Consider the following 24,099-nt stretch of genomic DNA (forward strand, 5'->3'; position numbering starts at 1 on the left):
CGGCGAGTACGTCGGACGGCTCCCCCGAGGGGACACGGGCCGGCTTGGGAGCGGCCCGGCGCTCGGCCCTGAGCTTCAGTCGTCCAGGCCCAGTTCCTGGATCTTGCGCGTGATGGTGTTGCGGCCGATGCCCAGTTTCTGAGCCGCCTCGATGCGGCGGCCGCGCGTGAGTTCGAGTGCCGCGTGGATCAGGCAGGCCTCGAACTGCCGCGTCAGCGCGTCCCAGACGTCCGGGCGCCCGCCTTCCAGCAGGTGGCGCGCCTCGCGCTCCAGGCCCATCAGCCAGGCGCTGGCGCTGGCGTCGGGCAAGGTCGCGGCCGGCAGCTGCGGCGCAGCCGTCAGGTGGGGCAGCGTGGCCGAGGCGGCCCCGACACCGGCCACCGGCAGCATCGGCACCACGGTCTCGTCGCCCACCAGCCCGCCGGGCCAGGACAGCGAAGCGGGCAGCGGCACCGCGGCGGCCGACTCCAGGCTCAGGGGCGGCTTGGGCGACATGGTGGCCTCGCCGAGCAGTTCGGGCGGCAGGTCCTTGTCCTCGATCACCTGGGCCGGCGCCATCACGGTGAGCCAGTGGCAGACGTTCTCGAGCTGGCGCACGTTGCCGGGATAGTCGAACCCGGTCAGCCGGGCCAGCGCCGCCTCGGAGATGCGCTTGGCCTCCACACCGAGCTCGCGGGCGCTCTTCTGCAGGAAGTAGCGCGCCAGCCCGGGAATGTCCTCGCGGCGCTCGCGCAGCGGCGGCAGGCGCAGCCGGATGACGTTGAGGCGGTGGAACAAGTCCTCCCGGAAGCCGCCCTGCTTGACACGCTCCTCCAGGTTCTGGTGCGTGGCTGCAATGACGCGCACATTGCTGCGCAGCGGGTTGTGGCCGCCGACGCGGTAGAACTGCCCGTCACTGAGCACACGCAGCAGGCGCGTCTGCAGGTCGAAGGGCATGTCGCCGATCTCGTCGAGGAACAGGGTGCCGCCGTCGGCCTGCTCGAAGCGGCCGCGCCGCATCGTCTGGGCGCCGGTGAAGGCGCCGCGCTCGTGGCCGAACAGCTCGCTCTCGAGCAGGTCCTTGGGGATCGCGGCAGTGTTGATCGCGACAAAGGGGCCACTGGCGCGCGGGCTGTGCTTGTGCAGCGCACGCGCGACCAGCTCCTTGCCCGAACCCGACTCGCCGGTGATCAGCACCGTGACATTGCTCTGGCTGAGCCGGCCGATGGCCCGGAAGACGTCCTGCATCGCCGGCGCCTGGCCCAGCATCTCGGGCACTTCGGCATACCGCTCGTCGCGCACCTGCTCGCGCACGCTCTCGTCGAGGGCGCGGCGGATCAGCTCGATGGCCTTGGGCAGGTCGAAAGGCTTGGGCAGGTATTCGAAGGCGCCGCCCTGGAAGGCCGAGACGGCGCTGTCCAGGTCGGAGTAGGCCGTCATGATGATGACCGGCAGGCCGGGCAGCCGCTCCTTGACGCGTGCCAGCAGGTCGATGCCCGAGCCGCCCGGCATGCGGATGTCGGAGACCAGCACCTGCGGCTCGTCCTGCTCGAGCGCGGCCAGCACGTCCTTCGGGTTGGTGAAGCTGCGCACCGGCAGCTCCTCGCGCGCCAGTGCTTTCTCCAGCACGAAGCGGATGGATTGGTCGTCGTCAACGATCCAGATGGGTTTCATGCGCCGCCTGTAGTCCTTGTCTTCGGCCCCCCGCTCGCCACCCCGGACCGTTGTTGGCATCAGGGCAGCGGAATCAGGATCTTGAAGGCTGTGTTTCCGGGCACGCTCTCGCACTCGATCGTGCCGTGATGCTGCTGCACGAAGGTCTGCGCCAGCGTCAGTCCCAGGCCGGAGCCGCTATCGCGCCCCGATACCAGGGGGTAGAAGATGCGATCGCGGATGGCCTCGGGGATGCCCGGTCCGTTGTCCTCGATATGCAATTCCAATGCCAGACGATAACGCTGCTTGCCCAGCGTGACTTGCCGGGCGATGCGGGTCTTCAGGCGCAGGAGCGCGTCACCGGCGGCGATGCGCTCGCGCAGCGCCTCGGCGGCGTTGTGCGCGATATTGAGCACGGCCTGGATCAGCTGCTCTCGGTCGCCGCGGAACTCGGGAATGGAGGTGTCGTAGTCGCGCAGCACCTTCAGGCCGCGCGGGAACTCGGCCAGGATCAGCGAACGCACCCGCTCGCAGACCTCGTGGATGTTGACGTCGCTGACCACATGCGGCTTGCGGTGCGGTGCCAGCAGCCGGTCGACCAGGGCCTGCAGCCGGTCGGCCTCGTGGATGATGACCTGGGTGTACTCCGTCAGCTCGCGCGACTCGACCTCCATCTGCAGCAGCTGGGCCGCGCCACGGATACCGCCGAGCGGGTTCTTGATCTCGTGCGCCAGGTTGCGGATCAGCTCCTTGGTGGCCTGGGCCTGGTCGAGCGCCCGCTCCTCGCGGTCCTGGCGGGTCTGCTGCTCGATTTCGACCAGCTCCACCAGTGCCAGCTCGCTTTGATCGGTCTGGGTCACGATGACGTGCACCGGCAGCACGTCGGTGCCGGCACTGCCCGGACCCGGCGGGCGGCGCAGCTGGCCTTCAAAGCGGCTGATGGAAAAATCGTTGCGCGCCACCGCGGCAACGGTCTCGCGAAAGGCCTCGGGGTCGACGAACCAGTCGAACAGCGAGCCGCGCAGCATGCTGCGGCGCGACAGCCCCAGCACGGTCTCGAAGGCGGAATTGACGAACAGGCAGGCGCCGTCGGTGTGGACCAGCGCGACCATGGTCGCCAGGTGGTCGAAGGCCAGATAGGGGCTGGCGGCCACCATGCGCTCGGGCATCGGCTTGGACAAGGGCGGCTTCAAGAAAGGCGTCGAGGCGGGGGCCGGCGAGCAGTGCGCGGGATGTTCACTGCGGGGCGGGCAGCTTGCCGATCTCTCGCTTGATTGAGGCGATGTCGCTTTCCTTGCGGCTGATCGTCGCCTTCAGCTCGGCCACCCGGTCGAGGTATTTCTGATAGTTGCGCTCGTTACCCTGCCGCTCCGGCTCGCCGTTGTTGTATTCCTTCTGCAGCGCGGCGAGCTGCTCCTCTTCCTTGCGCAATTCGTTCTCGAGAATGCGCCGGGCATCGCTGTCGCGCGCGCGCTGCTCGGCAGCTGGCACGCGCGAGTCGGCCGGGCGCCCGGCTGGAGGCGGCGCTGCGCCGCCGGCCTTTGCGTCTCCGCCCGGCGAGCGGGTCTGCACGACTGTGACATTGCCCCCCTCCACGACCTTGCAGCCGCGCGTTTCCGCTTCTTTCTGGGTGATGGAGTTGGTGAAGTTGTTGCCCGGGCAGCGATAGACCTGGTTCTGCGCAGCCGCCGGGCTGGCAGCCAGCGCACCGAACAGGGCCAACAGGGAAACAATGTGGCAGCGCATAGGTTCGTTCGTCTCGATGTCCCGCGGACCTGATTGGACAGCAGGAGCGGCCGCCGGTTCGCCCGCAGGGGTCTTCAGTATCGACCAAAACTTGCGGCGCCGCCAAATCTGCACGATTGGCGGCGTTTCCTGGAAGAAAAAAGGACGGCGCCTGGCCGTCCCTTCTGTTTCCCGTGTCGGGGGCACGGCCTGCGCAGCAGGCCGCGCGGCGCCATCAGAGGCTGTAGTACATGTCGAACTCGACCGGGTGGGTCGTCATGCGGAAGCGCGTGACTTCCTGCATCTTCAGTTCGATGTAGGCGTCGATGTAGGCATCGGTGAACACGCCGCCCTTGGTCAGGAAGGCGCGGTCCTTGTCCAGGTACTCCAGCGCCTGGTCCAGGCTGTGGCAGACGGTCGGGATCTTCGCGTCTTCCTCGGGCGGCAGGTGGTAGAGGTCCTTGGTGGCGGCTTCGCCCGGGTGAATCTTGTTCTCCACGCCGTCCAGGCCGGCCATCAGCAGCGCGGCGAAGGCCAGGTAGGGGTTGGCCAGGGGGTCCGGGAAACGCGCTTCGATGCGGCGGCCCTTCGGGTTCGCGACATACGGAATGCGGATCGAGGCGGAACGGTTGCGCGAGCTGTAGGCGAGCTTCACCGGGGCTTCGAAGCCGGGCACCAGGCGCTTGTAGCTGTTGGTGGTCGGGTTCGTGATCGCGTTCAGCGCGCGGGCGTGCTTGATGATGCCGCCGATGTAGTACAGCGCGAAGTCGCTCAGGCCGCCGTAGCCGTCGCCGGCGAACAGGTTCTTGCCGTCCTTCCAGACCGACTGGTGCACGTGCATGCCGGAGCCGTTGTCACCAACGATGGGCTTGGGCATGAAGGTCGCGGTCTTGCCGTAGGCGTGAGCGACGTTGGCGATCACGTACTTCTGCAGCTGCAGCCAGTCGGCCCGTTGCACCAGGGTGCTGAACTTGGTGCCGATTTCCATCTGGCCCGCGTTCGCCACCTCGTGGTGGTGCACTTCGACGGGGATGCCCAGGGATTCGAGGATCAGGCACATCTCGGAGCGCAGGTCCTGGGCCGGATCGACCGGAGGCACCGGGAAGTAGCCGCCCTTGACCGCGGGACGGTAGCCGGTGTTGCCGTGCTCGTATTCCTTGCCGGTGTTCCAGGCGGCTTCTTCGGATTCGATCTTCACGAAGCAGCCCGACATGTCCACGTTCCAGCGGATGTTGTCGAAGATGAAAAACTCGGGCTCGGGACCGAAGAAGGCGGCGTCGCCGATGCCGGAGGACTTCAGGTAGGCCTCGGCCCGCTTGGCCAGCGAGCGGGGATCGCGCTCGTAGGGCTTGCCATCGCCCGGCTCGATCACGTCGCAGCTCAGGATCAGGGTCGGTTCTTCGAAGAAGGGGTCGATGTTGGCGGTGTTGGGGTCCGGCATCAGCAGCATGTCGGACGCCTCGATGCCCTTCCAACCGGCGATCGACGAGCCATCGAAAGCGTGGCCGGACGTGAATTTGTCTTCATCGAAAGCGGATACGGGCACGGAGACGTGGTGCTCCTTGCCGCGGGTGTCGGTGAAACGGAAGTCGACGAACTTGACTTCGTTCTCCTTCACCAGCTTCATCACGTCGGCGACGGTCTTGTTGGCCATCAGATGCTCCTAGCGGGACGGTTATGTTGGGGGACAAAACTTGGCGGCCCCAAAGGCCGCCAAGCTGAAGGTTCGACGACCCTGGGGGTCGGCAAGCGCACTGGAATGTAGCAGAAAGTGTGCCTGTTTTTGGCGCCTGGCCGGCGGGGGCCCGGACGCGAAGTTCTCAAAAGAAGGGCCGGTTTTCCATCGTATTGACGGCGAATCCCGGAAAATGCTTCTCGACGCAAAACTGGCTGCCCCGAGAAACTGAGAAGCACCTACTTGGTGCGCCAAGCTGCACCAAAATGGAACGACCCGCGCCGTGTCAGCGCACCAGTTCAGGGCCCAGTTCTACACCCAGCGCGCCCAACCCTGCCAGCAATGCCGGATAGGCCAGAGCGACATCCGGTTCGGCCCCTTTGACGCCGAGTTCGATGTGGCGGCCATACTCGCGATGGTCGTAGCTCGGCAGGCTGAACACCTTGACCGCCGGCCAGCGAGCCTCGATCTCCTGCATCAGCGGGGTCAGGCTCGCTTCCATCGAGCCATAGACGATCACGGACTTCTCCACGTGGTCACGCCGGTGGCAGAGCTCGGCATAACGATGGTCGAGCACCCACTCGATCATCGGCCAGGCCATCACCGGGAAACCGGGCACGAAGTGCAGCCGACCGACCGAGAAGCCGGGAATCTTGTTGTAGGGGTTGGGGATCAGTTCGCTGCCGACCGGGAAGACGCCCATGTTGAGCCGGTGCACCTGGTCCGGCCGATCGGGTTCGAAGGGCTGCCCCTGTTCACGAGCCAGGTCGGCCATGCGCTCGAGAATGAGTTCGCGCGCCTGGGGGTGCAGCGCGAGCTCGACGCCCAGGGCCCGCGCCGCACACTGCCGCGTGTGGTCGTCGGGCGTCGCGCCGATGCCGCCGCAGGAGAAGACCACGTCCGGCCCCGCGAAGGCGTCGCGCAGCGCCGCTTCCAGGCGCTGCGGATCGTCGCCGACGTAACGCGCCCAGCTCAGCGCGAGGCCGCGCGCGGCCAGCAGCTCGATGACCTTGGGGAGATGTTTGTCCTCGCGTTTGCCCGAGAGGATCTCGTCGCCGACGATGATGAGACCGAAGTGCATGAAGAGGAAGGCGGCTTCAGGAGGTGGAAGGAGGCAGGACCGGCGCGGCGGGCTCATGGGCCGGCAGGGCAACCTGCTGACGCTGCGCCGGTGCCGCGGCAGCGAAGCGCTGACGGTGCAGCGCTGCCATCCCGTAATGGGCGAACCAGAGCGAAGCGAAGGCGAACAGCAGGGTGTAGAGCCAGACCGCGACAACCACCAGCAAAGGCGCCAGCAGCAGCGTGTGCGCCCCCAGCGCGAACAGCAGCGAAGGCGCGCCCCCGGCATAGCCGCTGATCACGCCGATGCCCAGCAGCGGCCAGCGGTGCTCGCGTCTGAGGCGGCGGCGTTCCTCGGGCGTGGCGTGGTCGGCCAGCGCGTCGTAGATCATCATGCGGTAGGCGAGCCAGCCCCAGATGAGCGGCGGCAGGACCAGCGCGAACGGCGGGATCAGCCACAGCGGCAGGGTCAGCACCAGGGCCAGCAGCGCCAGGCCGGTGGCCGCGAGCGTCCAGGCGATGGAACGCCACAGCGGCTCGCTGTGGCGGTGCTCGAGGCTCGGGAAGCGGCGCACGGCCACCAGTCGGACCATGGCCGGTGTCATCAGGAGGCCCACCGCGAGCAGCGAGGCCAGCACGATGAAGGGCACGGCGAGCGCCACCACGATCAGCGGCGCGAAGACCGAGCGCAGCCCTGGCGCCCCCATCGCTCGCAGCCAGCGCTCGAAGGCGTCCATCAGTGCCCATTGCCGCATCTGATCGGCCACGGCGTCCACCGCCGGCTCCCAGAAGAACCAGCCGAGCGCGAAGCTGAGCCCGCCGATCAGGAGCAGCGGCAGCAGCGACAGCAGGATCACGCGCGGGTGCAGGCAGTAGGCCGCGGCGCGCCAGAAGGAGTCGAGCATCAGGTTCATGGCGCGCAAGCTTACGTCAGCGGGCAGCACCCGCGATCGGGCCGACCCGGCTCACTCGGTGTCCGTTTGCGACATCAGCCGCGCCCAGCCTTCGTGACCGAGCCGCCGCAGCGTGTCCATGTTCGCTTCGTAGATCGTCTCGGCCTCCGGAAAGGCCTCGACGGCGCGGTCGATGCTCGCCTCGCGCAGCAAGTGCAGGGTCGGATAGGGCGCGCGGTTGGTGCAGTTTTCGATGTCGTCGACGCGGCTGTCGGCGAACTGGTAGTGCGGATGGAAGTCGGCGATCTGCAGTTCGCCGACCAGGTCCAGTTCCTCCAGGAGCTCCTGCGCCCGGCCGAGGAAGTCGTTGAAGTCGAGGAAGTCCTGCAGCACGCCGGGATGCACCAGCAGCGTGGTGTCCACTGCCTGCGGGTCGGCCGCGGCCAGGTGCAGCAGCTCGCGCCGCAGGTCCTCCAGCAGCGTGTCGGGAGCGGTCGCCTGGCTCACCACATAGCGGATCTGCTCCTTGACCGCGACCGCTTTGGCAAAGGGGCACAGGTTGAGCCCGATCACGGCCCTTTCGACCCAGCGGCGCATCTGCGCCTCCACCTTCGCACTGTTCTCGGCTTCGCTCATGTCGCCAGTGTAGAGCGAGGCCGGTCTTGCTAGACTGCGGCCCAACGAGGGTAAGAACAAGAGATAGATGCCGTGAATACGTCTGATGTGAACAGCTATGCAACGTCGCACGCGCCGCCGCGCCCGCGGGTCGTCATCGTCGGCTGCGGCTTCGGCGGTCTGGAAGCCACCCGCACGCTGGCTCGCACGGATGTCGAGATCACGCTGATCGACCGCACCAACCACCACCTGTTCCAGCCCCTGCTCTACCAGGTGGCGACCGCGGGCCTGGCCGCGCCGGCGATCTCCGCGCCGATCCGCCACATCCTGCGCAAGCAGATGCAGCAGGGCCGCCTGACGGTGCTGCTCGGCGAGGTGGTAGCGATCGAGGCCGCCGCGCGCGCGGTCGTGCTCAACGACGGCGTCCGCATTCCCTACGACCACCTGATCGTCGCCACCGGTGCCACGCACAGTTATTTCGGGCGCGACGAGTGGGCCCGCTACGCGCCGGGCCTGAAGACCCTGGCCGACGCCTTCGACCTGCGCAACCGCGTGCTCAAGGCCTTCGAGAAAGCCGAGCGCTACCCGGAAGACCGCCAAGACTGGATGAGCTTCGCCGTGATCGGCGGCGGTCCCACCGGCGTCGAGATGGCCGGCACGATGGCAGAGATCGCCCACCACACACTCTATGACGAGTTCCGTCGCATCGATTCGCGGCAGGCGCGCGTGCTGCTGATCGAGGGCGCGGACCGCATCCTCGGCAGCTACCCGCCGGAGCTGTCGGAGCGGGCGCGCCACCAGCTCGAGAAGCTCAAGGTCGAGGTGTGCACGGGCTGCCGTGTCATCGGCATCGATGCCGAAGGGGTCACGGTGCAACCGGCGGAAGGCGAGCCCTACCAGCTGCGTGCCCGTACCGTGGTCTGGGCCGCCGGCGTGGCCGGTTCGCCGCTCGGCAAGTCGCTGCAGGCGGCCACCGGCGCCACCCTGGATCGCGCCGGCCGTGTGCTGGTCGAGCCCGACCTGAGCCTGCCGGGCCACCCGGAGATCCACGTCATCGGCGATCTCGCGACGGCCAAGAGCTACCCCAAGCAGGGGGAACCGACGCCGGTGCCCGGCGTCAGCCCCTCCGCCAAGCAGATGGGCCGCCACGCCGCCGCCAACATCCAGCGGCGCCTGCGCGGCGAAGCGACCCGGCCCTTCCACTACATCGACTACGGCTCGCTCGCGACCATAGGCCGCAAGGCCGCGGTCGCGCAGGTCGACCTGCCGCTGCTCGGCACGGTGCGCTTCAGCGGCTACCCGGCCTGGCTGTTCTGGCTGTTCGTGCACATCTACTTCCTGATCGGCTTCCGCAACCGCTTGATGGTGCTGACCGACTGGGCCTGGGCCTACTGGACCTTCCAGCGCAATGCGCGTGTTGTCGTGGAGCCGGCCCAGGCGGCCGCCACCGTGCCGCCCGCCCCTCTGGAGACGCCCCGATGAACAACCCGCTGACTCGCCTGGAGAACAGCCTCGCAGCCTGCCGCCGGGGCGAACTGCCGGTGCACCAGTTCGTGCCGATCTGGCGCGACACGGTGGTGCAACTGAGCGACCTGCCGCCGCGCTACCGCGAGGTGCTCGAGGGCCTGCTGATGCAGCTCGAATCGGGCAGCCTTTTCACCGAGGAAAGCTGCTCGTTCAGCCAGCAAGACCTGATGAACAAGCTGGCGACCTGGCTGGACAAGGCGCGCCAGCAACTCGCCTGAGGCGGCCGCCCGCCGCCGCTCACCAGACGCGGTAGACGCGCCCGGTCTGCGCCCCCTCGACGCTGCGCTGGTACGCCAAGGCGGCGCGGCGCGCCGGCACCGGCTCGAAACCCGGGAAAAACGGGCCGTAGTCGCCCATCGACTCGACCAGCACGGTCGGGCTGACGGCGTTGATGCGCAGCCCACGCGGCAGCTCGATCGCCGCGCCGCGCACGAAACCTTCGAGGCCGGCATTGACAGCCGTCGCATTGGCGCCCATGCGGATCGGCTCTTCGGCGACGATGCCGCTGGTCAAGGTGATCGAGCCGCCGTCGTTCAGGTGATGCTGCCCGACCAGGGCCAGCCGCACCTGCCCCAGCAGCTTGTCGTTCAGGCCGATCGCGAACTGCTCCGCCGTCATCTCGGACACGGGCCCGAAATGCAGCTGCCCCGTGGTGCTGACGATGGCGTCGACCTTGCCGACCTGGGCGAACAGGCGATCGAGACTCGCGGGATCGGTGATGTCGGCCTGCAGGTCGCCGCCACGGCGACCGACCCGGATGACGGTATTCGAGCTGCCGAGGACCTCGGCCACGGCCGAGCCGACCACGCCGGTGGCGCCGATGAGAAGGACTTTTTTCATGAGGTGTTTCCTGTTGGTGATGAGGAGAACCTCATTCTTTTCCCTCCCAGCCCCGCGATAAATGGGGTTAAAGTTCCTTCATTCCAAACCCATGATTCGGAATAGATGGACAAGCTGCGCAGCATGGAGGTGTTTGTCGCCGTGGTGGACGCCGGCAGCTTCACCGCCGCCGCAACCCGGCTGGAGATCTCGGCCGTGATGGTGGGCAAGTACATCCGCGAGTTGGAAACCCACCTGGGCACCCGCCTCATCCAGCGCAGCACACGACGCCAGAGCCTCACCGAAGCGGGCCGACGTTACGGCGAGGACTGCCGCAAGGTGCTGGAGCAGGTGCGCTGGGCCGAGGCGTCGATCGAAGGCTTGCACGCCGCCCCGCGCGGGCTGCTGCGGGTCACGGCGCCAGTCACGCTCGGCAGCACGCTGGTGGCCGCCCACGTGGCCGACTACCTGGCCCGCCATCCACAGGTGCGCATCGAACTGGTGCTCAACGACAGCATGGCGGACCTGCACGAAGAGGGCTACGACCTGGCGGTGCGCATCGGCGAGCAGGTCGACCCGGACCTGGTGGCGCGACCGCTGCGGCCTTACCGCATCGTCATCTGCGCATCGCCGGAGTACCTGCGCCGGTTTGGCCGCCCGGCCACACCGGCCGAGCTGCCCCGCCACCGCTGCCTCGGCCACCTGAGCTGGACGCGCCGCAACGCCTGGCGCCTGATGGGCCATGGCCCGGAGGCCGGGCAGTGGCCGGACGAAGGGCCGCTCTCGTCCAACAATGGCCAGGCGCTGCGCATCGCGGCCCTCGGCGGCGCCGGCCTGCTGATGCAGCCGGAAGTGCTGCTGGCCGACGACATCGCCGCCGGCCGGCTGGTCCCGGTGCTGCAGGATTTCCTGCCGCCGCCCCGCGCGGTGCATCTGGTCTACCTGCCCGATCACCGGCCGCTGCCCAAGCTGCGCAGCTTCGTGTCACACCTGCTCAAGCAGATGGGTCCCTGAGAGGCGCCAAAGCGACTGCCATGGCGAAGGTCTTGACAGTTCACAAAAACCATCCTTGCCAAGCTCGTAGGAGTTGGAGACGCACAGGCTGCCGACATGGAACAGCAAGGGCGCGGGGCAGGCGGGCCGACCGGGACCGCGGCGTTCAGGTCGGGCCGGACATAGAAGCCGAGCGCGACCAGCAGTTGCAGGCCCGCGGCCGCCATCAGGGCCAGGAGCAGGGCGGAATAGCCGGACTGCACCGCGATCTGCGCTGCGACATAAGGGAAGAGGTAGACGGCAACGAAGTAGGACAGGCTGAAGTAGACGAGCGTCTGGGGTCGCAGGTGGGGCGCGGCGTGCTGGGTTGCCTCGGCCTGGATGATCGGGTAGACCAGGCCGTAGGCCACGCCCAGGGTCAAGGCGCCGGCGCCGTACCAGAGGGGCGACTCCCCGGCCTTCATCAACATCGCCAGGGAGACCAGCATCAGCACCACCAGCGAGACGATCGTGATGCGCGGCGCAAGCCTGTTCAGTGGCTTGCTGAGGAAGAAGCGGGACAGCACGACCGCCAGCGAATAGAAGCCGTAGAAGACCGTGTAGTCGATGCCCTGCGCGGCCGCGAAGGTGGTCTGCAGGTTGATCATCGAGGTATACACGCAGGCACCGAGCAGCACCATCGCGAAGAACCAGACGCTGGGCTGCCGGAGGATCTGCGCGAACTCGGCGCCCCCCGAGAGCTGCGCCGGCGGCTTCGCCAGCTGATAGCCGGGGTTGCGCCGCAGCGTCGACCATGACACCACCCAGCCGAGCAGGCTGCTCAAGGTGCCGGCGAGGAACAGCGTCTGGAAGCCGACACCCCAGGACGAGGCGAACCGCGCCACGACGGTCGCCAGGCCCACGCCCAGCGTGCTGTAGGCGGCATAGACGGTGAAGTAGTAGGAGCGGTTCTTGTCATCCACGGTGGTCGACAGGCAGATCGGCCCGACGGTGAAGACCAGGCCCCAGCCGGCGCCTTGCACGAGCGAAGCCACGTAGAAGACCCAGGAAGGCATCCCGGAAAGCGCCAGCGTGTAGAGCAGCGACCCAGCGCAGAACACCGCGCTGCCGAATGGCGCGAGCCGCGGCAGGCCCCAGCGGCGCAGCAACACCGCGGTGGCCGACACGCAGGCAAAGGTGCCGATCGCGCCCGCGGCGTACACCTCGCCGAAGAAAACCTCGGTCAGGCCGTGCTGCCTGAAGTAAAGGGGCAAGGTCAGGAACAGGCCTGACGCAAAGGCCACCAGCAAGCGCTCTGCATAGAGGGCGCGACGTACGGTTTCGACTTTCACTTTGGATCCCTTTGCTTTCGAGGCGAGGAAAAGGGGTCCCTCGCCGTTGTCCGCACCCACTCTAAAAGTGCATGCCCGAGCCGACGAGTGCCACGCCGCGACCCAAAGTGGGTGCCACGGAGCCACCCCTAGAAAGGTCGACAGGGAAACGCGTTCAAACCGCCAAAGCACGGGCGGGACCGGCCTTTCGGCCGCACCTTCCGGTAAGCTTTCGACACCATGGTGTGCCCCTCATCCTTTCACCCCCCGGGCCCGGTATGGGCCGCGCCGGGCGCAGCGCGGCCTCGTCGACGACAGGACCCGAGGCAAGGACCGCCATGGACCTGGCCGTGCTGCTGAGCGCCTTGCAATTGCCGCAGCCGGCGCCCGGCGATGCGCGGCCTCCCGCCTTGCACCGGCGGCTCTACCAAGCGATCAAGGGCGCCATCACTTCGGGCGCGCTGTCCGGCGGCCTGAAGCTGCCCGCCACGCGGGTGCTCGCACAGGAGCTCAAGCTCTCCCGCAACACGGTGCTGCTCGCCTACGAGCAACTGGCGGCGGAGGGCTACCTCGTCGCCACCACGCAGGGCAGCGTCGTCGCACGGCTGCCGCGCATCGCGAGCGCCGACGACTCGCGTGCATCAAAGGCCACGCCCGGGCTGTCGGCGCGCGGCCTGGTCGTACCGATGCACTGGCGCACCGGCAGCGACATCCTCAAGGCTTTCACGCCCGGCATACCGGACATCGGCAAGTTCCCCCTGCCCCAGTGGCGGGCCCTGCTGGACCGTGCCTACCGAGACATCAACCCGCGGCGCCTGACCTTCGGCGAAACCGGTGGCGAACCGGAGCTGCGCAGCGCCGTGGCCGCCTATGTCGCGGCGGCACGCGGCGTCCATTGCGACCCGGAGCAGGTGATCGTGACCCAGGGCGCCCAGGGGGCGCTGGACCTGTGTGCGCGCATGCTGGCGGATCCCGGACAGGTCGCCTGGCTGGAGAACCCGGGCTACCTGGGCGCCCGGGTTGCGATGCAGACGGCGGGGCTGCAGTTGCACGGCATTGCGGTGGACGCCGCAGGAGCCCGGCCCACGGAGGCGGACTGGAGGGACCACCCGCCGCGGCTGATCTACCTCACCCCGGCCCACCAGTACCCGATGGGGCCGGTGCTCGCCGCGGAGCGGCGCTACGATCTGCTGCAGCGGGCCCGCGCCGCCAACGCCTGGATCATCGAAGACGACTACGACAGCGAATTCCGCTACGAAGGTGATCCTATCCCGGCCATGTGCAGCCTGCTGCCCTCCAGCCCCGTCATCTATGTCGGCACCTTCAGCAAGACATTGCTGCCGGTCCTGCGCCTTGGCTATGCGGTGGTGCCCCACTCGGTGTCGCGGGCGCTCGGCAACATCGGCGCGCAATTCACGCGGCCAGGACATGTCGCCGAACAACTCGCGCTGGCACGCCTGATCGAGTCGGGACGCTACGCACGCCACCTGCGCACGATGCGCAGCCTGTACGCCGAACGCCGGGCGGCCTTGAAGTTGGCGCTCGACCGGCACCTGGGCGGCCTGGTCGGCGTGAGCGGAGGTGCCGCCGGTCTGCACCTCACCGCGGTGTTCCAGGAGGCCATCGACGACCTCGCCGTGCACGAGCGCGCCCGGCGGGCCGGGCTGGTCGTCGCACCGCTCAGCCGCTACTACCTGCCGGGCTCCCGGGACCCGCTGCGCTCCGGCATGCTGCTCGGTTACGGCACCGTCGCGAACCAGGCGATCGAAGGCGCCGTCAAGCAGCTCGCGCAGCTCATCGACCGGGAGCGCCGGGGTCTCTGAGGGCGGCCACGGGGTGCCGCCAGGGTGCCGGCATCAGCCGTTCTTGATGAAGTCGATCACGCCCTGCACCGTCAGCGGATCGGTGTCGAAGTCGCCATGGTTCACCGCGGCGCTGCCCGGCCCCGGTGCGACGTGCACCGTCACGTTGGGCAGCTGCGCGAGGTAGCTGTCGGCGTACTTCTGCATGCCCAGCAGCGGCGTGCGGTTGCCGCCTTCGAAGGACTCCGACACCAGGTAGAGGATGGAGCGCTTGTAGGGGCTGCAGCTGCCGTCGTCCTGCTCGGCGCGGTCGGTCAGGTGGAACTGCTGGTAGCGCGACACGCTGCCGTCCTTCAGGCGCGGCGCGACCAGCCGGTCGAACAGGTCCAGCCGCACGCCCGGGGCGAGGAAGCTCAGCGAGTCAAAGCGCATGCCCTCACGCACCAGCCGGTCGACGATGTAGCTGTGCACCACGCTGCCGGCCGAATGTCCCACCAGGTGCATGCGTACACGGCCGTGGTGCACCGAGTCGCAGAAGTGCTTGTACAGCAGCACCGCCCCCGCCTCCTCGTGGCCGCTGATCGCATCGGCGTTCTGCTTCACCTCGTCCCAGATCAGCGAGCCCGGGCGCGAGAGCAGCCGCTCCAGGCGCTCGTTCCAGAAGCGTTTCATGCTGTCGACCAGCCCGCCGGTCAGACGCGGCACACCCCTGACGCCGTCCTCGATGCAGTTGAGCACCGAGGTCCAGAAGTCGGTCTCCCACATCAGGAAGATCGGGAAGATGCGCTGCTCGTAGAGCCGCGGGATCCAGCGTGCCGCCACCTGGGCCGCGTCCTGCTCGCTGACCACCCCGCCGTGCGCGTAGATGCAGACGTCGACCGGCTGCTCCTGGAGGCCCCAGCGCTCGCGGGCCTTGGCCAGGTGCACGTCGACCAGCGCGCGAACATCGTCGGGCCGGGTCCGGAACACGCCCGAGTTGCTGAGGAAGCCGTTGTTGCCGACGTTGACCACGAAGGGCGAGAGCTCGCGATCCCGCAGCACCTCGCTGGACGGCAGCAGCACCCGGCCCTCGCCGCTCACCCGCAAGGTGCTGGCACGCGAGATCGCGCGGTGCTCCTGCGTCACCACGCCGAGCTGCGCGACCCAGCAGTCCATCCCGTTGGCAAGCCAGTCGTCGTAGCTCAGCAGCGCGAAGCCGTAGCTGCCCCACTGCGTGCCCCAGGAGTTCTGCACCAGGAAGCCGACCTCGTTGTAGCCGACGATCGCGAAAGCGTGCCCCGGGTGCAGGTCCTTGCCGCCTTCGAAGGGGATGGCCCAGATCGACTTGAAGGCGGTGGGGCGGCCGGCCCGCTTGGGGGCGTCGAATCCCAGGTCCCAACCCGGATGACAACCCGAGCTCGCATACAGGATGCCGACCTCGTTGAGTGCGCAGTGGATGTCGGCGATCTGCTCCACCGCGACGCGGTAGTAGGCACCCAGCGGGCGGTTTACCGCGTCCAGCCACCAGTCCTCGTCGGGATCGTTGTTGGCGCTCGGCATCTCGGGGCCGGTCGGCCACAGCGCGTCGTCGCAGGCACCGTGCTTGAACCAGCCCCGCAAGGCGCCGCGCAGGCTCGAGCCTTCGTCCTCGACGGAACCGGGGAACTCGTCGTAGCGCCGCGCCATCGAGTAGAGCATGAAGGGCGAAATGCTGGGCGCGCGCTCCCGGCCGCTTTTGCGCAGCAGGTGCTCCACCACGCTGGACAGTGCAAAGCCGGTGCAGGCCTTGGTCTCACCCTGCTGCTTGACCTGCAGCTCGATGTCGGGAAACAGCGCGGGCGCGGGCGCCACCGAGACACTGGGCGCGAAGGGCCGGTCGCGGAAGTCGATCGCGTCGGGCCGCGCGGCGCGTTTCGGGCGGAGCCGCTGCGGAGGGGTGCGGCTCAATGCCCGCGCGGTGTGCGCCTGCCTTCGGCCGTCGAGGGCTGCGCTCCTGGCTTTGGGTGGGGCCATCGATGTCTCCCTGTCATGTCAACTGTTTGCGGCATCGTCAACATCACAAGGAAATGAGTCAATCCCCACTTCTTCGGGAGCCCCTCTCCTGTCCAGGCCCTTGACAGGCGCCCCGGCCTGGACAGGTCAGCCCGGCCGCCGGCGTCTCGCCACCCAGGCAGCGACACCCAGGCCACTGAAAACAAGGCCGTAGACATCGGGTTCGGCGTTCAGCGGGAGGGCTGCCAGCATGGGCCCGTGCCACAACGCGGCGGCCGAACCCGCCAGGGTCAGCACCACGGCCCAGGCGATCTTGCGGTTCATATCCGGGTTCTCCCTTAGAAATGCGACGGATGGCAGTACACGCCATACGCGTGACGCCGGTATGACAGAACACAGCGGCTCGCCAGGCAGTTCACACCGAAACGAGACGTCGCATCAGAAAAGCAAAAGGGGCGGCCTGCACCGCCCCTTGACAATGGCTCGACGCCGCTCAACGCGAGATCGGCTTGTAGCGCATGCGCTTGGGACGTGCGCCTTCCTCACCGAGGCGGCGCTTCTTGTCGGCCTCGTACTCCTGGTAGTTGCCGTTGAAGAAGACCCACTTCGAGTCGCCCTCGGCAGCCAGGATGTGGGTCGCGATGCGATCCAGGAACCAGCGGTCGTGCGAGATCACCATCACGCTGCCGGCGAACTCCAGCAGCGCATCTTCCAGCGCGCGCAGGGTTTCGACGTCCAGGTCGTTGGACGGCTCGTCCAGCATCAGCACATTGCCACCGGTGGCCAGGGTCTTGGCCAGGTGCAGGCGGCCGCGCTCGCCGCCGGAGAGGTTCTTGACCAGCTTCTGCTGGTCGTTGCCCTTGAAGTTGAAGCGGCCGATGTAGGCCCGCGAGGGCACCACGAACTTGCCCACCACCAGGTTGTCCAGCCCGCCGGACAGGTCCTCCCAGACCGTCTTGTCGCCCTGCAGCTCCTCGCGGCTCTGCTCGACGAAGGCCATCTTCACCGTCGAGCCGATCTTCACCGTGCCGCTGTCCGGCTGCTCCTTGCCCGCGATCATGCGGAACAGCGTGGACTTGCCCGCGCCGTTGGGGCCGATGATGCCGACGATGGCGCCGGCCGGCACCTGGAAGCTCAGGTCGTCGATCAGCACGCGGTCGCCGAAGCTCTTGGTGACGTTCTGGAACTCGATCACCTCATGGCCCAGGCGGTCCGCCACCGGGATGAAGATTTCCTGCGTCTCGTTGCGCTTCTGGTATTCGTAGTCGCTCAGTTCCTCGAAGCGGGCCATGCGCGCCTTGCTCTTGGCCTGCCGGCCCTTGGGGTTCTGGCGCACCCACTCCAGCTCCTTTTTCATCGCCTTCATGCGGGCGTCCTCGGAGCGCTGCTCCTGCTCGAGGCGGGCTTCCTTCTGCTCCAGCCAGGTGCTGTAGTTGCCCTTGTAGGGGATGCCATGGCCGCGGTCGAGTTCGAGAATCCACTCGGCGGCGTTGTCGAGGAAGTAGCGATCGTGGGTGATGCCCACCACCGTGCCGGGGAAGCGAGCCAGGAACTGCTCCAGCCACTCGACCGACTCGGCGTCCAGGTGGTTGGTCGGCTCGTCGAGCAGCAGCATGTCGGGCCGGCTCAGCAGCAGGCGGCACAGCGCCACGCGGCGCTTCTCGCCGCCGGAGAGGTGCTTGATAACGGCGTCCCAGGGCGGCAGGCGCAGTGCATCGGCGGCCAGCTCCAGCTGCAGGTCGGTGTTTTCGCTGCCCGAGGCGGCGATGACGGCCTCCAGCTCGGCCTGCTCGGCGGCCAGCTTGTCGAAGTCGGCATCCGGGTCCGCATAGGCGGCATACACCTCGTCCAGGCGCTTCTTGGCGGCCAGCACGCCGCCGATGCCCTCCTCCACCGACTGGCGCACGGTCTGGTCGGGATTGAGCTCCGGCTCCTGCGGCAGGTAGCCGATCTTGATGCCGGGCATCGGGACCGCTTCGCCCTCGATGTCCTTGTCGAGGCCGGCCATGATCTTCAGCAGGGTGGACTTGCCGGAACCGTTGAGGCCCAGCACACCGATCTTGGCGCCGGGGAAAAAGCTGAGCGAGATGTCCTTGAGAATCTGCCGCTTGGGCGGGACGGTCTTGCCCACGCGGTTCATCGTGTAGACGTATTGAGCCATGGCGTGTCGTGTCCTGAGGTCTGTGAGGCTGGGGTCTTGGGAAGCAAAAAGCGCGGCAGGCCGCGCAAACCCGGCTATTGTCGCTGAAGCGCGCAGGCGGTCGAAAGGCCGCATTTCGTGGGCTTTGCCGCGACCTGCACCGGCAGGCGCGGCGCACACCGGGTACAATCCGGCTCGCGGCGCCAGTTCCAGTCACGGCGCCGCAGTCGTTTCAGACCCCTTCCCCACACATCTGCCTACGACTGGTGCCCTCCGAAGAGCGGCAACAGGCCGATCATCGACGCTCCCTTCGTGAGCGATTCCCGGATGAAATTTGCTGAACTCGGCCTCGCCGAGCCCATCGTGCGTGCCGTGCAGGAGCAAGGCTACGACACCCCGACCCCGATCCAACTGCAGGCCATCCCCGCCGTCATCAGCGGCGGTGACCTGCTGGCCGGCGCCCAGACCGGCACCGGCAAGACCGCCGGATTCACGCTGCCGCTGCTGCACAAGCTGGCAGCCGCCAAGGTGAGCCGCGACGCGCGCGGCCGCCTGCCCATCCGCGCCCTCATCCTCACGCCCACCCGCGAGCTCGCCGCCCAGGTGGAGGAAAGCGTGCGCACCTACGGCAAGTACCTGCCCTTGAAGTCCATGGTGATGTTCGGCGGTGTCGGCATGGGCCCCCAGATCGACGCGCTCAAGCGCGGCGTGGACATCCTGGTGGCCACCCCCGGCCGCCTGCTCGACCACCACCAGCAAGGCACGCTGGACCTGAGCAGGATCGAGTATTTCGTGCTGGACGAAGCCGACCGCATGCTGGACATGGGCTTCATCCACGACATCAAGAAGGTGCTGGCGATCGTGCCTGCGCAGAAGCAGAGCCTGCTGTTCTCGGCCACCTTCTCCGACGAGATCAAGGCCCTGGCCGAGCGCCTGCTCAACAAGCCCCAGATCATCGAGGTGGCGCGCCGCAACACCACCGCCGAGACCATCGCGCAGAAGATCCACCCGGTGGACCGCGACAGCAAGAAGGAGCTGCTGGCCCACCTGATCAAGCAGAACGACTGGCACCAGGTGCTGGTCTTCACGCGCATGAAACACGGCGCCAACCGCCTGGTCGAATTCCTCCAGAAGGAAGACATCACGGCAATGGCCATTCACGGCAACAAGAGCCAGGGCGCGCGCACGCGGGCGCTGGCCGAGTTCAAGACCGGCGAGTTGCAGGTGCTGGTGGCGACCGACATCGCCGCGCGCGGCATCGACATCGACCAGCTGCCCCACGTCGTGAACTACGAGCTGCCCAACGTGCCGGAAGACTATGTGCACCGCATCGGCCGCACCGGCCGCGCCGGCGCGCAGGGCGAGGCGATCTCGCTGGTCTGCGTGGACGAGGAAGGTTTCCTGCGTGACATCGAGAAGCTGATCAAGCGCCAGATCCCGCGCGAGGTGGTGCCCGGCTTCGAGCCCGACCCGCATGCCAAGCCCGAGCCGATCAAGCTGGGCCGCATGACCCTGCACGGCGGCATCGGTCGCGGCGGCGAGCGCTCGGGCGGCGGTCAGCGTTCCGGCGGTGGTGGCGGCGGCGGCCGCGGCGGCCAGGGCGGACGCCCTCAAGCTGCGCCGCAAGGCTCCGGCCGTCCGGCCCATGCGGGCGGCAACGGCGGCCGCGGTCCCGCACCGGCCCGCGCTCCGCAGCACGCCCCCCGCGCCGCCAGCGGCGCCCAGGCCGCGCAGGGCCACGGACAGGGCCGTCCGGCCCACGCCCCGTCGCATGCGCCGGCGCGCCCCGTCCAGGGCGCCCCTTCGGGCCAGCAGCGCTCTGGCGGGGGCCGCCCCGCAGCCCAGGGCGCCGCCCTGCTCGGCGGCAAGCCGCCGCGCCGCTGACGCCGCGGCCGGGGAGAGGGCGGCCGCGCGGCCTCCTCCGGCTCCGGCCGCCCCGTTGCGCCCCGGCAGGGGGAGGTCTGCCAATTGCAGGGCCAGTGGGATGCGGCGCCTTTGTGCGCCCGCCCCACGTTTCAGAGGAGCCCTGATGCACAGCGACTTCACCGCTTCCCTTTCCCCATCCCCCAAGCGCAGCCCGGCGGCCACGCCCGCAGCTGCGGCGTCCGGCAGCGCAGCGACACGACGATCACCCCTGCCCGCGCACGCGGCGCGAAAGGCGGCCCGATGAGCCGCCCCGCCTTCGAATCGCCGGCCGCCGAAGCCGCCACGCCTGCCTCCTTGCACCGGGTCGTGATCATCGGCGGCGGCGCCGGCGGCCTGGAGCTGGCCGCGCGCCTCGGCGACAGCGCCGGCCGTGAAGGCCTCGCCGACGTGGTGCTGGTCGACAGCGCCCTGACCCACCTGTGGAAACCCTTGCTGCACGAGGTGGCCGCCGGCACCCTGGACCACCAGGAGACCGAGGTCGATTACCTGCAGCAGGCACGCCGCCATCACTTCCGCTTCCACCTGGGCAGCATGGCCGGCCTCGACCGTGCCGCCCGGCAGGTCTGGCTGGAGCCGCTGATCGACGAAGAGGGCGAGGAGATCGCACCGCGCCGTGCGCTCGACTACGACACCCTGGTGATCTCGGTCGGCAGCATCGTCAATGACTTCGGCACACCGGGCGTGCGCGAGCACGCGCTGGCGCTCAACACGCCGGCCGACGCGCGGCGCTTCCACCGCCGCTTGCTGGCCGCCTGTGCACGCTCGGAGCTGCAATCGGGCGGCCCGGTCGAGATCGTGATCGTCGGAGGCGGCGCCACCGGCGTCGAGCTGGCCGCCGAACTGAGCGAGTCGGTCGCCGAGATCGCGAGCTATGGCGCGCGGCTGCAGCAACTGCCCCAGGCGGTGCGCCTGCGTATCGTCGAAGCGGGCCCGCGCCTGCTGGCCGCGATGCCGGAGCATGTCGCGCAGACGGTGCACGAGGACCTGCGCCGCGCCGGCGTCGACGTGCTGACGGCACAACGGGTCAAGGAGGTCGCACCCGACCATGTCCGCCTCGGCGACGGCAGCCGTCTGCCCGCGGAGATCACGGTCTGGGCTGCGGGCATCCAGGCCCCGCCGGTCCTGGCGCAGACCGATGGGCTGGAGCGCAACAAGCTGGGCCAGCTGGTGGTGCGCACCACCTTGCAAACGACGCTGGACGACGCGGTGTTCGCGCTGGGCGACTGCGCCAGCTGCGTGCCGGCCCCGGGGGCGGCCCCGGTGCCGCCGCGCGCCCAGGCGGCCCAGCAGGAGGCCCGCCTGCTGGCCAGCTCGCTGGAGCGCCACCTGCGCGGCGAACCGCTGCAGCCCTTCGCCTTCAAGGACAAGGGCGCCCTGGTATCGCTGGGCCGGCGCAACGCGGTGGGTCGCGTGATCGGCCAGATGACCGGCCGCGGCTTCACCTTCGAAGGCCTGCTGGCACGGCTGACCTATTGGGGACTGCAGCGCCAGCACATGGCGGCGCTGCACGGCACCGCCCGCACCGTGCTTGCGACCGTGGGCGGCTGGCTGACCGGGCGGTCCCAGCCCCGCGTCAAGCTGCATTGAGCGCAGCTCGCTCACCATCGCGGAAGGAGCCGCATGCCCGATCTGCCGCAAGACCCACGTCCCGACAGCACCCTGGCCTTGCTGGCCGACCCGTATCGCTACATCGCGGCCGAGTGCGCCCGCCACGCCAGCGACGTGTTCGAGGCGCGCATCCTGCTGCAGCCGATGATCTGCATGAGTGGGCCGCGCGCGGCGGCCCTGTTCTACGACCTCGGGCGCTTCCGGCGCGAAGGCGCGGCGCCCGAGCCATTGCGCGCCACCCTGTTCGGCAAGGGGGGCGTGCAGGGGCTGGACGGTGAGGCGCACCGACACCGCAAGGCCTTGTTCATGGCGCTGCTGGGCCCCGACCACGTCGCGGCGCTGGCCGCCCGCATGCGCGAGGCCTGGCGCCGGGCCGCCGCCACCTGGGTGGGCCGCGGCCCGGTGCTGCTGTACGAGGCGGTGCATGAGCCGATGACCCGGGCCGTGTGCGACTGGGCCGGCGTGCCGGTGCCGGATGCCGACCTGGAGCGCCGCACCCGCCAGCTGGTGGCCCTGTTCGACGACGCGGCGTCCAAAGGCCCCGGCCACCTGCGCGCCCGCATGGCGCGCAGGCAGGCCGAGTCCTGGCTCGCCAAGCTCGTGCAGGCACGGCGCGAGGGGCGGCTGGAGGCGCCGCCCGGCTCTGCCCTCGAGTGCATCGCGCAGCACCGCGACGAGCACGGCACGCCCTTGGACGAGCGCACCGCGGCGGTCGAGTTGCTCAATGTGCTGCGGCCCACGGTCGCCGTCTCGGTGTTCATCGTGCTGGCGGCGCACGCACTGCACCTGCACCCCGAGTGGCGCGGCCGGCTGCAGCAGGGGGCGCCCGAGGAAAAACGCTGCTTCATCGACGAGGTGCGCCGCTACTACCCGTTTTTCCCGGCCGTGGTGGCCCGGGTGCGTGAGGACTTCGAGTGGCAGGGCTACCGCTTTCCCGAAGGGCGGCGCGTGATGCTCGACCTCTACGGCACCAATCACGACCCACGCACCTGGAGCGACCCGGATGTGTTCCGGCCGCAGCGCTTCCTCGAAAGCCGGCCGGGGCCCTTCGATTTCGTGCCCCAGGGCGGCGCCGAGCCGCACGGCAACCACCGCTGCCCCGGCGAGCCGGTCGCGGTGATGCTGATGGCCGCGGCGCTGGACGGCCTGCTGTCCGACCTGCATTACGAAGTGCCGCCGCAGGACCTGGCGATCGACTTCGGCCGCCTGCCAGCGCTGCCGCACAGCGGTTTCGTGATCGACCGGGTGAGCCTCGTCGCCGCCTGAGGGCGGTGGTCGGTGGAAGAAGGCCGAGAGGCGGACAGGCAGACAGGCGAACCGGAAATCCCTTGTGGAGGTAGGCCTATGATGGCGGCGGCCCACCCCTTTCCGGAGTCGCCCGATGGATGCCCGCCCCGCCACCCCGCCGCCCGTCAACTGGGCGACCCTGACGGTCGCCACCTGCAACACGCTGAACCTCGCCCTGCCCGGCCGGGTGTTCTACGACAACCAGGAGCCCTACGGCCTCGACGAATACCGCCGCAAGACCGGCTGGCTGGGCCAGCAGTTGCGCCGGCTCAACGCCGACGTGCTGGCGCTGCAGGAGGTCTGGGACCTCGCCGCGCTGAAGGACGTGGTGGCCGACAGCGGCCTCAGCTACTCCCACGTGCTCGCGCCCGGCGCCGAATTGGGCGCCACCGGCACGCCGCGCGTGGCGCTGGTGACCCGGCTGGCGCTCGAATCGCTGCACTCGCACGCCGACTTCCCGCCGGTCGCCGTGGTCGACGTGCCGGAACTCGGGCCGCACGCCCGGTTCGAGCGGCCCGTGCTGCACGCGGTGTTGCGCAGCAAACAGGGCTTGCGGCTGCACGTGCTGGTCGCCCACCTGAAGTCCAAGCGACCCAAGTTCCTCCAGGACGCGTCCGGCGAAGCGCTCGAAGACCGTGACGACCCGGGCGTCGCGGCGCGCGCCACCTTGCGCTCGCTGGTGATGCGCGCGGCCGAGGCCTGCGCCTTGCGCACGCTGGTGGTCGGCCTGCTGCACCGCACACGCGAGCCGGTGCTGCTGCTCGGCGACCTCAACGACTCGCCCCACGCCGTGACGACCCAGATGGTCGCGGCCACCGGTGCGGTGGCCTACGACCGGCAGGCGCGCGACACGGCGCTGTTCCACGCTTACGACGTGCAAAGCGAGCCCGGGCTGCGGCGCGACGTGGCGTATTCGCACGTCTATCAGGGCTGGCCCGAGACGCTGGACCAGATCTGGGTCTCCGAGGAGTTCGTCGCCAGCTCCCGCTTCGCGCTCGGCGACGTGCGGCGCGTCGAGTACTTCAACGACCACCTGCACGAAGGCCGCGACCGCACCCGCTCGGACCACGGCTTCGTGCGGGCGCTGCTGAGAGTGCGGCTGGGCGAATGAGGGCCA

Annotated in this window: 20 protein-coding genes; 8 read left to right on the forward strand and 12 right to left on the reverse strand. The window is 68.9% G+C overall.

The features are described 5' to 3' along the window. Positions 1–75: 75 nt before the first annotated feature. The 7 genes from ntrC to OOT46_RS07235 form a co-directional block, all read right to left on the reverse strand. Positions 76–1,653, reverse strand: coding sequence for a nitrogen regulation protein NR(I) (gene ntrC / locus OOT46_RS07205; RefSeq protein ID WP_265402913.1), 1,578 nt, complete (start codon positions 1,651–1,653; stop codon positions 76–78). A gap of 59 nt (positions 1,654–1,712) precedes the next feature. Next, a complete protein-coding gene (gene glnL, locus OOT46_RS07210; RefSeq protein WP_416136162.1) occupies positions 1,713–2,801 on the reverse strand; it encodes a nitrogen regulation protein NR(II) in 1,089 nt (362 codons plus the stop codon). 67 nt (positions 2,802–2,868) lie between these two features. Then, positions 2,869–3,378 (reverse strand): hypothetical protein, encoded by a 510-nt coding sequence (locus tag OOT46_RS07215; protein ID WP_265402914.1) that lies wholly within the window; start codon positions 3,376–3,378, stop codon positions 2,869–2,871. Between the two features lie 214 nt (positions 3,379–3,592). Beyond that, positions 3,593–5,011, reverse strand: a complete 1,419-nt coding sequence (gene glnA, locus OOT46_RS07220) for a type I glutamate--ammonia ligase (RefSeq protein WP_265402915.1) — start codon at positions 5,009–5,011, stop codon at positions 3,593–3,595. 307 nt (positions 5,012–5,318) lie between these two features. After that, positions 5,319–6,113, reverse strand: coding sequence for a competence/damage-inducible protein A (locus OOT46_RS07225; protein WP_265402916.1), 795 nt, complete (start codon positions 6,111–6,113; stop codon positions 5,319–5,321). 16 nt (positions 6,114–6,129) lie between these two features. Beyond that, complete coding sequence (locus tag OOT46_RS07230) at positions 6,130–7,005, reverse strand: EI24 domain-containing protein (protein ID WP_265402917.1); 876 nt, start codon at positions 7,003–7,005, stop codon at positions 6,130–6,132. Positions 7,006–7,056: 51 nt separating this feature from the next. Continuing rightward, entirely contained in the window at positions 7,057–7,620 is a 564-nt protein-coding gene (locus OOT46_RS07235) for a DUF1415 domain-containing protein (protein WP_265402918.1), read from the reverse strand. Between the two features lie 72 nt (positions 7,621–7,692). Here OOT46_RS07235 and OOT46_RS07240 point away from each other — a divergent pair, with 72 nt between their 5' ends. Together OOT46_RS07240 and OOT46_RS07245 are read left to right on the forward strand one after the other, a co-directional pair. After that, the gene (locus OOT46_RS07240) at positions 7,693–9,081 is read left to right on the forward strand and encodes an NAD(P)/FAD-dependent oxidoreductase (RefSeq protein WP_265402919.1); all 1,389 of its coding nucleotides are present in this window, start codon (positions 7,693–7,695) and stop codon (positions 9,079–9,081) included. After that, positions 9,078–9,344, forward strand: coding sequence for a hypothetical protein (locus OOT46_RS07245; RefSeq protein ID WP_265402920.1), 267 nt, complete (start codon positions 9,078–9,080; stop codon positions 9,342–9,344). Before OOT46_RS07240 ends, OOT46_RS07245 begins: the two co-directional genes overlap by 4 nt. A gap of 19 nt (positions 9,345–9,363) precedes the next feature. On the opposite strand, the gene OOT46_RS07250 is transcribed toward OOT46_RS07245, so the two are convergent. Continuing rightward, on the reverse strand, positions 9,364–9,966 hold the full coding sequence (locus tag OOT46_RS07250) for a short chain dehydrogenase (protein ID WP_265402921.1): 603 nt from the start codon (positions 9,964–9,966) through the stop codon (positions 9,364–9,366). A 105-nt stretch (positions 9,967–10,071) separates the two neighbouring features. Between OOT46_RS07250 and OOT46_RS07255 the strand changes: the two genes are divergently transcribed. After that, positions 10,072–10,959, forward strand: coding sequence for a LysR family transcriptional regulator (locus OOT46_RS07255; RefSeq protein ID WP_265402922.1), 888 nt, complete (start codon positions 10,072–10,074; stop codon positions 10,957–10,959). Here the strand turns inward: OOT46_RS07255 and OOT46_RS07260 are convergent. Continuing rightward, entirely contained in the window at positions 10,896–12,269 is a 1,374-nt protein-coding gene (locus tag OOT46_RS07260) for an MFS transporter (RefSeq protein ID WP_265402923.1), read from the reverse strand. The two genes, OOT46_RS07255 and OOT46_RS07260, sit on opposite strands and share 64 nt — an antisense overlap. A gap of 317 nt (positions 12,270–12,586) precedes the next feature. On the opposite strand from OOT46_RS07260, the gene OOT46_RS07265 reads away from it, so the two are divergent. Beyond that, the gene (locus tag OOT46_RS07265) at positions 12,587–14,071 is read left to right on the forward strand and encodes a PLP-dependent aminotransferase family protein (protein WP_265402924.1); all 1,485 of its coding nucleotides are present in this window, start codon (positions 12,587–12,589) and stop codon (positions 14,069–14,071) included. 33 nt (positions 14,072–14,104) lie between these two features. Here OOT46_RS07265 and OOT46_RS07270 read toward each other — a convergent pair whose 3' ends face one another. The 3 genes from OOT46_RS07270 to ettA form a co-directional block, all read right to left on the reverse strand. Then, positions 14,105–16,042, reverse strand: coding sequence for a C1 family peptidase (locus tag OOT46_RS07270; RefSeq protein ID WP_265402925.1), 1,938 nt, complete (start codon positions 16,040–16,042; stop codon positions 14,105–14,107). Between the two features lie 126 nt (positions 16,043–16,168). Next, complete coding sequence (locus OOT46_RS07275; RefSeq protein ID WP_265402926.1) at positions 16,169–16,345, reverse strand: PEP-CTERM sorting domain-containing protein; 177 nt, start codon at positions 16,343–16,345, stop codon at positions 16,169–16,171. A 169-nt stretch (positions 16,346–16,514) separates the two neighbouring features. After that, a complete protein-coding gene (gene ettA / locus OOT46_RS07280) occupies positions 16,515–18,182 on the reverse strand; it encodes an energy-dependent translational throttle protein EttA (protein ID WP_265402927.1) in 1,668 nt (555 codons plus the stop codon). Between the two features lie 306 nt (positions 18,183–18,488). On the opposite strand from ettA, the gene OOT46_RS07285 reads away from it, so the two are divergent. The 4 genes from OOT46_RS07285 to OOT46_RS07300 all read left to right on the forward strand — a co-directional run bounded on the left by OOT46_RS07285 (position 18,489) and on the right by OOT46_RS07300 (position 24,093). After that, the gene (locus OOT46_RS07285; RefSeq protein WP_265402928.1) at positions 18,489–20,045 is read left to right on the forward strand and encodes a DEAD/DEAH box helicase; all 1,557 of its coding nucleotides are present in this window, start codon (positions 18,489–18,491) and stop codon (positions 20,043–20,045) included. A 282-nt stretch (positions 20,046–20,327) separates the two neighbouring features. Beyond that, complete coding sequence (locus OOT46_RS07290; RefSeq protein WP_265402929.1) at positions 20,328–21,674, forward strand: NAD(P)/FAD-dependent oxidoreductase; 1,347 nt, start codon at positions 20,328–20,330, stop codon at positions 21,672–21,674. Between the two features lie 33 nt (positions 21,675–21,707). Further along, a complete protein-coding gene (locus OOT46_RS07295; RefSeq protein ID WP_265402930.1) occupies positions 21,708–22,961 on the forward strand; it encodes a cytochrome P450 in 1,254 nt (417 codons plus the stop codon). A gap of 115 nt (positions 22,962–23,076) precedes the next feature. Then, positions 23,077–24,093 (forward strand): endonuclease/exonuclease/phosphatase family protein, encoded by a 1,017-nt coding sequence (locus OOT46_RS07300; RefSeq protein WP_265402931.1) that lies wholly within the window; start codon positions 23,077–23,079, stop codon positions 24,091–24,093. Positions 24,094–24,099 lie beyond the last annotated feature (6 nt).

Source organism: Aquabacterium sp. A7-Y (assembly GCF_026153205.1).
Lineage (GTDB): Bacteria > Pseudomonadota > Gammaproteobacteria > Burkholderiales > Burkholderiaceae_C > Caldimonas.